Source organism: Novosphingobium sediminicola, assembly GCF_014196525.1.
Lineage (GTDB): Bacteria > Pseudomonadota > Alphaproteobacteria > Sphingomonadales > Sphingomonadaceae > Novosphingobium > Novosphingobium sediminicola.
On sequence record NZ_JACIDX010000002.1, the window covers coordinates 140,010 to 151,662 of the forward strand.

Here is an 11,653-nt window from a genome sequence, read left to right on the forward strand (position 1 = left end):
GATAACCGCATCCAGTACCTTCATTAAAATAATGTTATCGAAATGTTTTAGCAAAAATTATGGACAAAGTACAATGATTGTGTGATGAGGATGCCAACAGTATTCGATAAAACAACAAAATCTCTCGCACGCCTTTTAGGTGATGTGTGAAAATGCGCTTATTTTAGGTGGGGACCGAAAATGCGCAGTATCATAAAAATGCTTATATGCTTGTGCTTTACATTGGCAGCGCCGCCTTCGCGGGCGTCGGATCATGCCGATCCGGCATGGCTGTCAAACGGCAGGCAGGAAGCCAATCTGACCGGCCTGTTCTTTTATCCCAAGGATGATCGTTATATCATCATTCTGGATACACGGCCGACATTGACTGCGCCCCCGCCCTATAATCTGGCGCCCTATGTTTTTACGGTCAACATCGACACGCATTCGCAAATACGCTTTAAATCCAGCGAAGATTTTCAATGCAACGTCCCGCCGCCCAGCCGGGGCAATGCGGATGTTCAGTTGCAGAATGGAAATTACTGTCGCTATGGCGGAACTGTGGTCGAACCCACCGGGATCAGGCCCGATATTTCCTTTGTCATGGCGCTGGACAATAGCGCGCGATTTTTCCCCGATGCACTGCAGACGGGCAAGCTGAAAATCGTCGGCGCGGGGTTTGACCATACGCTGCCGGTACAGATCTTTGACGACAACACTTTGGGGCGGCAACCGCGCGATCCCAATGCGGTCTGGGTCTATGCCGGGGTACGCGACGATCCCTTCATCTTTCCCAAGTTTTTCAACACCAACATCATCACCATGGTCATCAGCCTGCCCAAGACGGCGATTTTGAGTCGCCACCCGGACTGGCTGCTGTGGGCCAATTCGAAATACACCGGCAATGGCGAGCAGATCGACCATGTGGGCCGGTCCAACCGCACGCAACTGGGGCGGTTCGACATCCTCAACACCAAGGAGCCGAGCCAACATCTGCGCGCCCTGCACGAGGCGCAGCGCGGGCGCGAACAGGTGCAGGATTTCTTCAAGGAAGTGGCGCGCCCGCTTTCCAATCTCAATCAGTTGAGCGGTTTTGTCCTGCGCAGCTATGACTTTGCCCCCGATGTGATGATCTTCACCACCCGCTACCCCCCCGGCTTTCCCAATGGGCGGCGGCTGGAGGATGATGTGGCCGAAACCACATGCCAGTGGGGCGATTGCCCGCTGCATGAAAATTCCTACATCGACAGTTCCACGTTCCAGCGCGCCACCGTGAACGACAAGCCGTTTCTGGAGGACTTTCCCTATCTGGCCGAACATTGGCCGTGGCGGCCCCAGCCTTTTGTCGGATCGCCCTGGCATTGGTTCCACACGCATCTGCTCTGGCCGATCGTGGTGCTGTTGGTGGCGCTCTATCTGCTGCGCCGGGCGTGGAAACTGGCATGTGTCCGGCTGCGGGCGAAAAGGTCTGACTGAACGGTCCGGGGTCATAATTCAACGTATTGAATAGCGGAGAATTTTCTCATGCCATCATTGCGCTTTGGACGGTATCGCTGGTTGCTGGCTCTGCTGGCCGTGGTGGGGATCATCTGGATCTATTATGCGTGGACTGCGCCCGCCGTTCCCGCATGGCGCAAGGCTTGCGGCAAGAGCAGCGGCAAGGTGGTGGATGAAGCGGTCTGCGCCTATCGCCAGAGCGCGGACTATAAGCAGGCCGAGGGCAAGAAGACCGATGCCGATCTGGTGGCGGCAAGCTGGAAAGCGGCCGACGAGGATTACTTCGCCGATATGGACCGCGCGGCGACCAAGGACCCGGTCGGGCTGCAAAAGGATCTGGCACCCTTCGTGCCCGGCATCACGCCGGAGGAAGCGCATAAGGTGGCCGTGATCGGACGCAACAACTGGATCGTTTGGACGGCGGGCAATGACCGCTTCTGGGATGTTCTGGCCACCAAGAGCTTTGGCAATGTTGATCTGCTCAAGACCGTTTCAAGCTTTCCGGGGGCCAAGTTCGGGCGCGACAATCGCTGGGAATATCTCGGGCTGGTCAACGAACCATGTTTTGAAAAGGCGCCCGGTCCGGACCCTGCGCGCTTTGGCCTCTATCTGGACCGGCGCAAGGCGGGGTGCCAGACCGATCCTTTCGAAAATGAGGTCAAATATCCCGGCGTAAAGCTGGGCGCGCGAGGACAGAAGATCGACAAGGACGGCACTGTGCTGCCGGTCGGTTCGCTCTACGGCGCGGCCTCGGGCGTGGTGGGATTGCGGCTGTTTCCCAATCCCGATTTCGATGCGGCGGCCAAGGCCAAATGGGACTGGCGGCGCTATTACACCGATCCGACCTATTACAACGACAAGAACCTGATCCGCCCCTATCGGGTGGGCATGGCCTGCGCGTTCTGCCATGTCGGGCCCAGCCCGACCAACCCGCCCAAGGACCCGGAAAATCCCGAATGGGCCAACCTCAATTCCAATCCGGGGGCGCAATATTTCTGGATCGACCGCATCTTCGGCTTCGATCAGGACTATTCCAATTACATCTTTCAGCTTTATCACACATCGCGCCCCGGCGCGCTGGATACGTCGCTGGTTTCCAGCGATTTCATCAACAATCCGCGCACGATGAACGCGATTTACGCGGTGGGCACCCGCGCCCGGATCACGCTCCATTGGGGCAAGGAAAAGATCGCGGGCGCCGAACAGGGCAACCGCCAGTTCAACGAATATCTGCCCGCCAATTCGCCGCTCAGCGCTTTTTACAAGGTGCCCGATACGGTCTTTACCCCCCGCGTGTTGAAGGATGGGTCGGATTCGGTGGGCATGTTGGGGGCGCTCAACCGCGTCTATATCAACATCGGCCTGTTCAGCGAGGAATGGATCACCCATTTCAACCCGGTCGTGGGCGGCACGGGCATTTCGCCGATCAGCATCGCGGTGGGGCGCAAAAATTCGGCCTATTGGGTGGCCAATGAAAGCCAGACGCCCGATGTCGCGCTGTTCTTCCTTGCCACGGCCAAGCCCGATTACCTCTCGCTGGCGCCCGGTGGCTCGGCCTATCTGTCCACGGACAAGGCGGGGATCGAACATGGCAAGGAGATCTTCGCCGGCAATTGCGCGGCCTGCCATTCCAGCAAGCTGCCCGCCAAAGCGCAGAGCTTCTTTCCCGACAATGGATGTAACGGCAAGAATTACCTGACCTGCTGGAACAATTACTGGCGCTATACGCGCACCGATCCGCAATTCCGGTCGGAAATGACGCAAATCGTCAAAAGCCCGGATTTTCTGGAGGACAATTTCCTTTCCACCGATCAGCGCGTGCCGGTGACCTTGCTGGAAACCAATATCTGTTCGCCGATTGCCACCAATGCGATCAAGGACAATATCTGGGACAATTTCTCCTCGGCCAGCTATAAGGAACTGCCCTCGGTGGGCGAAATGGATCTGCACGATCCCTATACCGGACAGGTCAGCCAGAAATTCACGCTGCCGGGCGGCGGGCGCGGTTTCACCCGCCCTGCCTCGCTGATCAGCCTGTGGTCATCCGCGCCCTTTTTGCAGAACAACACGGTCGGCCCGTTCAACCCCAGCCCCTCGCTGGAATCGCGCAACGCGGTCTTTGATGTCTCGATCCGCCAGATGCTGTGGCCGGAAAAGCGGGGCGGCAATGTGATGTTCCGCACCGCATCGGGCGCCATGCTGCCCGGACAGGTCGATGTGACCACCAAGGTCAGCTATATCAGGCTGCCCAACGGCTATCTGCCCCGCTTTGCCGCCGATGCGCTGAACTGGTTTGCGGGCACTCACTTCATCACCGATCAGGGCCTGCGCATCGGGCCTATTCCTGCGGGCACGCCGATCAACCTCTTCTCGAACCTCGATCTGGATGTTCCCGAGGGTTTCTGGGCCAAGATCTCGCATTTCTTCAGCACCGCCTGGACCGTGCTGCGCCTGACATGGACGCTGCATCAAATCGACGCCGACGATCCCCCCGCGGTCCAGAGCGCCACTTTCCGCAAGGTCGCGCCCCGGCTGATTTCGGCCAGCAAATGCCCGGATTATATCGTCAATCGCGGCCACTATTTCGGCACCCAATATCTGCATGATCCGGCAGGCGCCCCGGTGGTGGGCCTGAGCGATGCGGAGAAGGAAGACCTTATCAAATTCCTCAAAACGCTCTGAACAACCGGCCACAAGGCGGTCTGGGGGGCATGAATGATCGGGAAGGGTTGAGCATGAGCGAGGAAGCCCATAATTTCATCGACAGTTTCGATTATATCGTGGTCGGTTCGGGCGCAGGCGGCGGCACGCTGGCCGCGCGTCTGGCCGAGGGCGGGGCACGTGTGCTGGTGCTGGAGGCCGGATCGGACCCCAAGAACCCGCCCCCCGGGCACGGGCACGACCGACTGGCCCTTTCCCAAATCCGACCGCCTGCCCGATGATTATGACGTGCCGACCTTTCATGCGCTTTCGACCGAAAACGAGGCGATGAAATGGGACTATTACATCCGCCATTTCAGCGATCAGGCGACGCAGGAGAGGGACGACAAATTCGTCGCCAGTGAAAATGGCATCCTTTATCCACGTGCGGGCTGTCTTGGCGGATGCACCGCGCATAATGCGATGATCACGGTCTATCCCCACAATGCCGATTGGGACAATATCGCCCAGTTGACCGGCGACAGCACATGGCGCGCGGGCCACATGCGGCGCTATTTCGAAAAGCTGGAACACTGCGACCAACGCGCGGCGCCCTATCGCTGGTTGGCGCGGATCGGCATCAATCTGACCCGGCATGGCTGGGACGGATGGCTGCATACCGAAAAATCGCTGCCGGTCTGGGATCTGCTGCATGACAAACGGCTGGTGCTGACCATCACGATTTTCGTGCTCAAAGCCTTCTGGCTGCTGCCGGGCAAGTTCATCCGCTTTTGGTGGTTTCTCATCGCGCGACTTGATCCCAATGACTGGCGGCTGGTCCGGGCCAATGCCTACGGCCTCCATTATCCGCCGCTGGCCACGCGCAACCATCGTCGCACGTCCACACGCGAAAGGCTGCTCGACACGCAGGCCAATTATCCCGACAAACTGCGCATCGAACTCAATGCGCTGGTGACGCGCGTATTGTTTGACGAACATAACCGCGCCATCGGGGTGGAGTATGAACGCGGCAGCCGGCTGTATCAGGCCCATGCCAACCCCAACCCCGATCCCGCCCCCAGAGTCAAGGTGGCCGCCAGACGCGAGGTCATCCTGTCGGGCGGTGCGTTCAACACGCCGCAAATGCTGCAATTGTCCGGGATTGGCCCCAAGGAGGTGCTGGAGGAGCATGGCATAAAGGTGCGTGTCGATCTGCCCGGCGTGGGCCGTAATCTACAGGACCGCTACGAAGTCTGCGTGGTCAATGAAATGGACTTTCCCGCATGGAAAGCGTTGGAAGGCGCCACCTTTACCCGCGACGATCCCCATTATCAGGAATGGCTCAACGAGGCGCAGGGCGTCTATACCGGCAATGGCGCGGTGATCGCCGCAATCCGGCGCTCCTTGCCCGAACGCCCCTTGCCCGATCTGTTCTGCTTTGCGGTTCTGGCCGAATTTTACGGCTATTTCCCCGGCTATTCCCAACTTGTCGTCGATCATCTCAACCGGATGAGTTGGGCTGTTCTGAAGGCTCACACCAACAATCGCGGCGGATGGGTGCGAATCCGTTCCGACAATCCACGCGAAAGACCCGAGATCAACTTTCGCTATTTCGAGGAAGGTACGCCGGGCTATGAGGAGGATCTGGCTTCGGTGGTGGCCGGGCTGCGTTTTGTTCGCGAATTGACCAAGCCGCTGTTTCGCCTTGGCATTGCCAAACGGGAATTGCGCCCCGGACCCGAGGTTGAGACCGAAGAACAACTGACCGATTATGCCCGCACCCAGAGCTGGGGCCATCATGCCTCCTGCACCTGCGCCATCGGCAGCGATCATGATCCCAATGCGGTGCTGGACGGGAATTTCCGCGTGAGGGGCGTGGGCGGGCTGCGGGTGGTGGACGCCTCGGTCTTTCCCCGCATCCCGGGCTTTTTCATCGTCAGCGCGATCTACATGATCGCGGAAAAGGCTGCCGACGTGATCCTTGCCGATTTCCACGCCGACGATCCTCCCATCCCTGAAGCATCATGGTGGGAGAAGGTGCTGCGCTTTTGCCTGTTCTGCCGCTCCTGATCCGGGGCCTGATGCTGGCCATGCTCGCGCTGGCTCCTGCCGGTGCCTTGGCGCATAAGGCCAGCGACGCCTATCTGACCCTGCGTGTGCGGGGGGCGGATGTTTCGGCGCAATGGGATATTGCGCTGCGTGACCTCGACCTCGTGCTGCAACTGGACGGGGATGGCGATGGCGCGATCCGCTGGGGCGAGGTGAGCGCCCAGCGCGCGGCCATCGAGGCCTATGCCCTTGGCCATCTGCGTGTAACGGGTGATGGGCGGCCCTGCCCCCTTTCGGCACATGACCTGTTGATCGACGATCACAGCGACGGGGCCTATGCGGTGCTGATGCTGGCTGGCCGATGCGCCGCGCCGCCGCAAAAGCTCGATCTGGATTACACTCTGTTCGACCAGACCGACCCGCTGCATCGCGGCCTCGTCCGACTGGATGCGGGCCAGACCAAGGCCACACTCATTCTAGGCGGCAACGGGCCGCACAAAAGCATCGCCTTAACAGGCCAACCCGACAGAGCCCAAGGCCCCCTTACCCAGATCTGTGATTTCATTGAAAGCGGCATCTGGCATATCTGGACCGGCTTTGATCATCTGCTGTTCCTGATCTCGCTGCTGCTGCCTGCGGTCCTCCGGCGCGAGGGGCGGCACTGGGTGGTTCAGGAGAGTTTTCGGGCCGCACTCCTTGATATCATCAAGATCGTCAGCGCCTTCACCCTTGCCCATTCGCTGACCTTGGCCATGGCGGCGCTGGGCGTCATTTCGCTGCCCTCGCGGCTCACAGAGAGCATGATTGCGGCCTCGGTCGTGCTGGCCGCAATCAACAATGTGTGGCCTATGGTCACGGCTCGATTGTGGGCGGTCGCGTTTCTGTTCGGGCTGATCCATGGGTTTGGCTTTGCCAATGTGCTGCGCGATATGGCGCTGGACCGGGGCAGGCTGCTGCTCACGCTCTTCTCGTTCAATCTGGGGGTGGAATTGGGCCAGATTGCGGTGGTCGCGGCGGTCATGCCGCTGGCCTGGATGATGCGGGCGCGGCCTGTTTACCGGCGCGGCGTTATGCTGGCCGGGTCCGGCGCCATCGCTGCAGTGGCCATGATGTGGCTGATCGAGCGCGCCTTTGATGTGTTGATCGTGTGATGGAGCCTTGCCCATGAGTTTTGAGATCGGCCTGTCGTGCTCAGGCGGCGTGTCTGCCGGGGCCTATATCGCGGGCGTGCTGGATTTCCTGTTTCAGGCGCTGGACGAATGGGAGAAAGCCAAGAGCGATCCCCATGTCGATGTGCCCCGCCACAGCGTCACCATCAAGGTGCTGACCGGCGCATCGGCCGGGGCCATCTCGGCGGCGGTCAGCACGATGGCCCTCGCGCGCGGCGATGCGCCCCGCGCCTTTGCCGCGCCCCAGCCCGGCAAGCAGGCCTATCAGGCATGGGCGCCGCTGCTGTATGAAACATGGGTCGTTTGGCCCCGGCTGGTCGCCCCGCCCACGGTCGATCCCGATATTGCCGCGATGCGCAACCCGCCCGTGCCGCCCGCATTGCAGAACATCGACTTTCTGACCGACAGCGACCTGACCTCGGCGGCAGGCAAGGGCAGCCTTGCCGTCTCGCTGCTCAACTGCCAGTTGCTCAACTATATCGCCGCGCGCGCCGTCCAGCCGTTGGGTTCTGCGCCACGCGTCCGGGCCTATTTGCCGCAAGACCTGCACATCTATCTGACCACCACCAACAATCGCGGCATCCCCTTTGCGCTCAAGCTGCAGAATGGCGACTATCCCATGGTCAATCACGCCGACCGGGCGCATTATCGCTTTTCCGGTCTGGGCACGGCGGCCACGGTTTCCGAATTTGGCCAGAGAGATCCCGCGCAATCGCTCTATGCGGCGCAATTGACCGGCCCCGCCCAGACGCAATTGCCGGTGGAAAGCCTGTTGCTGCCGTCGGGATCGACATGGGCGGACTGGTATCGGTTCGGCAATACGATTTTGGCCTCGGCGGCCTTTCCCATCGGGCTGGCGCCGCGTTTTATCGCGGCCACGCGGGGCGATTACGCCGGGCGGCTCTTTCCCCAGATGAGCCTTCGCTCCAGCCTTATCGCCCCCGTTTTTCCGCCGCCCGATCAGAACGCCGATTATATTGCCTCCGATGGCGGGGTGATAGACAATGATCCGATCGAATATGCGATCGCCGCCCTGCCCGCCCCCGATCAGCCACCATCGGCCAATGATCTGGCCCATGCCACGCAGGCCGTCATCATGATCGCGCCCTTTCCCGATGCGCCCGCCTATCCGGCATCCGACGCTCAGAAATCCGATATCCTCCATCTGGCCGCTCAGTTCTTCACCTCGCTGCGCCAGCATGTCCGCTTCAAGCCGGACCTGCTGCTGGCAGCGGCGGATGAAAATGTCGGCAATCGCTTTATGGTCGCTCCGCGCCGGACCGCGCCCGGCGCTGATAAGGCGGAACCCTTTCCTCTGGCCAGCGGGGTGCTGGGCGGCTTTGGCGGTTTTATCCACCGGGCCTATCGCGATCATGATTTCCAGCTTGGGCGGCGCAATTGTCAAAAGTTTCTGATGACATCCTTTATGCTCAAAGCAGAAAACCCGGTGTTCGAACCGGGCGCGGGCGCGGCGGAGCGCTGCATCATTCCCCTTTGCGGCAGCGCCAAAGACGAGGTGCCCTTGCCGGTCTGGCCCAAGATCACGCCGACCGAGTTTGACACGCTCAAAAGCCGGATCGACGGCCGTGTCGGCGCGCTGCGTGGAAATATCGCGGGCAATCTGGGCGGCAACTGGCTGCAACGGCAGGGCATTTCCGGTTTCATCAGGATCTTGCAAGCGCTGTTCATGGACAAGCTGTTCCGCAGTATCGAAAGCGGCCTGAAGGATCGCGGCCAGCTTTAAAGCGCATTGGGGGAGGCTTCGGGAAGCCCCGCACGGGGCCTCGACGCCTTCTCCCATGATCGTCCCGCTCCGGCTTCACGACAGATAGACACGTGTTTCAAAGACCTCCGTCCGGGGCGCTTTCCCTCGCGCGCCCTTGCTTGACATGGCGGCATTTTTCTACAAATGTAGATATCAAATGAAGAATCAAAGGCGAACCACAATCGCCAGCGAAAACAGAGGGAGAGAGTTCATGGGATTCAGCACATTACGGGCCGGCCTTATGCTGGGATGCGCGCTGACAGGAGTTCAGGCCGCCCACGCGCAGTCCGCTTCGGACAGTGCGCCGCAGGCCGGGTTGCAGGATATTGTCGTCACCGCCCAGCGCCGGGTCGAAAGCGTGCAAAAGGCGGCGGTAGCCATCACGGCGGTGTCCGGCACCGATCTGATCCGCGCCGGAATTTCCGATACGACTAACCTGCAAAGGCTGGCCCCCGCCCTGTCGGTTCAGCCGTCGGGCGGCACCACCAGCATCTATGTGCGCGGCGTGGGCACACAGGCGGGCAATTCCTATGCCGAAAACGCGGTGGGCTTTAATTTCAACGGCGTGTTCATTGCCCGCCCCACCGCACCTTCGGGCGTCTATTACGATCTTCAGCGCGTCGAAGTGGTGAAAGGCCCTCAGGGCACGCTTTACGGCCGCAATGCCACAGGCGGCGCGATCAACGTGCTGCCCAACCGGCCAAAGCTGGGCGAAGTGAGCGGCGATGTGAATGTGGAAGTGGGCAATTATCAGGCCCGCAAGGCCTCGGCGGCCATCAATCTGCCGCTTGGCCCGATCATGGCGCTGCGTCTTGCCGGTCAGGTGGTTGATCGCAACGGCTATCTCTCCGACGGCTATGACGATGACAAGGGCGAGGCGGGCCGCGCCTCGCTGCTGATCAAGCCCTCGTCCAACTGGTCGATGACCTTGGTGGCCGATTATTATCACCAGCATGGCAAGGGCTCGGGCAATGTGCTGCTGCCCAGTTCGGTGGCCGGTGCTCCCGCCTTGTCGGCGCGCATCGGCGGGTCCGATCCGCGTTCGGTGGCCGCGCTGCAATCCTATGCCGCCGGTGTTGCCGGTCCGCCCTTCTGCGGCGGATTGGGACAACTGGTCACCAGCGGCTGCGTGATGGCGCCGCGCGGCGATGGCTATATGGACGGCGATTTCTGGGGCATCAGCGCCCAGACCGAAGGCGACCTAGGCTTTGCCACGCTGACCGTCATCCCGGCCTATCGCAGCAGTTCGTCCAATTACCGCTCCTACCTCCCCGGCTTCATGCTTCAGGTCAGCGACCGGTCAAAGCAGATGTCGCTGGAAACGCGGCTTGCCTCAAAGGATGAAGGCTCGCTGCGCTATGTCCTTGGCGGCTTTTATTTCTCCGAGGATCAGAGCGCAATCAACTATTTCTCGCAAGGCAATCTGGCCACCACGCTGTTCAACCCGCAATTACGGACGCAGAGCATCGCTGGCTTTGGGCAATTGACCTATCTCGTCTCGCCGCGTTTGCGCCTTGTTGCCGGGGGCCGCTATACCCATGAGACAAGGAGCCAGACCACATCGCTGGCCGCAGGCGGATTGCCCAATGCTGTCAATCCGCCGCTGGGGGCGGCCTTTACCGGCAATCTGTCCTTTAACAAGGCGACGTGGAAGGCGGGCGTGGAATTTGACGCCGGGCCGCGTTCGCTGGTCTATGCGAATGTGTCGACCGGGTTCAAGGCGGGCGGTTTCTTCGTCGCCGCCCCGCCCAACAACACTTTCGCCCCGGAAATGCTCACCGCCTATACGCTGGGCAGCAAGAACCGCTTTATGGGCAACCGGTTGCAGCTCAATTTTGAAGGATTTTACTGGGATTACAAGGACCAGCAGATTTCCTTCGTCGGCGGCGTCCCCTCGTCCAGCGGGCTTTACACGCAGGGCGGCGTGACGGTGAACGCGGGCAAATCGCGGATCTACGGCACCGAGGTTGAACTGCGCTTCGCCCCGACCCAAAGCGATCAGTTCGGCGCGACGCTGCAATATCTCAATGGGCGCTATAACAGTCTCAAGACCGCGGTGTTTTCCAATACCGGGGCCCCCGTGCCCACGGGATGCACCGTCACGGGCAGCCGCCTTGCCAACCCCGGCGTCAATGCTGCGCGCTTTTATGATACCGATTGTTCGGGCAAGCCCACCGTCTATTCGCCCAAATGGACGCTCAATCTGGATTATGCCCATACGTTCACGTTGAAAAACGGGATGAAACTGGTGGCGGGCGCGCGCACGGCGATCAAGTCGGACTTCTATCTCAACGTCAATTTTCAGGAGAATGAGAAGCAGGCCGCCTATCGCATGTCGGATGCCTATCTGACGCTGGAAGGCGCGGATCGGCGTTGGGAACTGACCGGCTTTATCAACAATATCGAGGATCGCGCCGTGCTGGTCCGGGCGGGCAACCGGCCCATTCTCAACGTATCCTATGGCACGTTGGCGCCGCCGCGCACCTATGGGATGCGCTTTGCCTATCACTTCTAAGTAAACGAAAGGGATGGTCGAGGCCGCAATGCCTCGACC

The 11,653-nt window shown here is 60.4% G+C and carries 7 protein-coding genes; all 7 read left to right on the plus strand.

The window, feature by feature from the left end; genetic code table 11:
- Nucleotides 1-210 precede the first annotated feature (210 nt).
- The 7 genes from GGR38_RS03245 to GGR38_RS03270 all read left to right on the plus strand — a co-directional run bounded on the left by GGR38_RS03245 (nt 211) and on the right by GGR38_RS03270 (nt 11,614).
- Nucleotides 211-1,455 carry a DUF4331 family protein gene (locus GGR38_RS03245; RefSeq protein WP_183622609.1) on the plus strand — a complete coding sequence of 415 codons (1,245 nt, stop codon included), beginning with the start codon at nt 211-213 and terminating at the stop codon, nt 1,453-1,455.
- Between the two features lie 48 nt (nt 1,456-1,503).
- Complete coding sequence (locus tag GGR38_RS03250; RefSeq protein ID WP_183622611.1) at nt 1,504-4,158, plus strand: c-type cytochrome; 2,655 nt, start codon at nt 1,504-1,506, stop codon at nt 4,156-4,158.
- Nucleotides 4,159-4,211: 53 nt separating this feature from the next.
- Entirely contained in the window at nt 4,212-4,418 is a 207-nt protein-coding gene (locus tag GGR38_RS23970) for an NAD(P)-binding protein (RefSeq protein WP_221226984.1), read from the plus strand.
- A gap of 7 nt (nt 4,419-4,425) precedes the next feature.
- Entirely contained in the window at nt 4,426-6,186 is a 1,761-nt protein-coding gene (locus GGR38_RS03255) for a GMC oxidoreductase (RefSeq protein WP_221226985.1), read from the plus strand.
- Nucleotides 6,165-7,316, plus strand: a complete 1,152-nt coding sequence (locus GGR38_RS03260) for a HupE/UreJ family protein (protein WP_246404204.1) — start codon at nt 6,165-6,167, stop codon at nt 7,314-7,316. Before GGR38_RS03255 ends, GGR38_RS03260 begins: the two co-directional genes overlap by 22 nt.
- Before the next feature lie 13 nt (nt 7,317-7,329).
- Nucleotides 7,330-9,078 carry a patatin-like phospholipase family protein gene (locus tag GGR38_RS03265; RefSeq protein WP_183622615.1) on the plus strand — a complete coding sequence of 583 codons (1,749 nt, stop codon included), beginning with the start codon at nt 7,330-7,332 and terminating at the stop codon, nt 9,076-9,078.
- Between the two features lie 232 nt (nt 9,079-9,310).
- Entirely contained in the window at nt 9,311-11,614 is a 2,304-nt protein-coding gene (locus GGR38_RS03270; RefSeq protein WP_183622617.1) for a TonB-dependent receptor, read from the plus strand.
- Nucleotides 11,615-11,653 lie beyond the last annotated feature (39 nt).

Bases quoted from the DNA above. Each gene is read 5' to 3' on its own strand.
- GGR38_RS03270 (WP_183622617.1), top strand. From the start codon at position 9,311: ATGGGATTCAGCACATTACGGGCCGGCCTTATGCTGGGATGCGCGCTG.
- GGR38_RS03250 (WP_183622611.1), top strand. From the start codon at position 1,504: ATGCCATCATTGCGCTTTGGACGGTATCGCTGGTTGCTGGCTCTGCTG.
- GGR38_RS23970 (WP_221226984.1), top strand. From the start codon at position 4,212: ATGAGCGAGGAAGCCCATAATTTCATCGACAGTTTCGATTATATCGTG.
- GGR38_RS03265 (WP_183622615.1), top strand. From the start codon at position 7,330: ATGAGTTTTGAGATCGGCCTGTCGTGCTCAGGCGGCGTGTCTGCCGGG.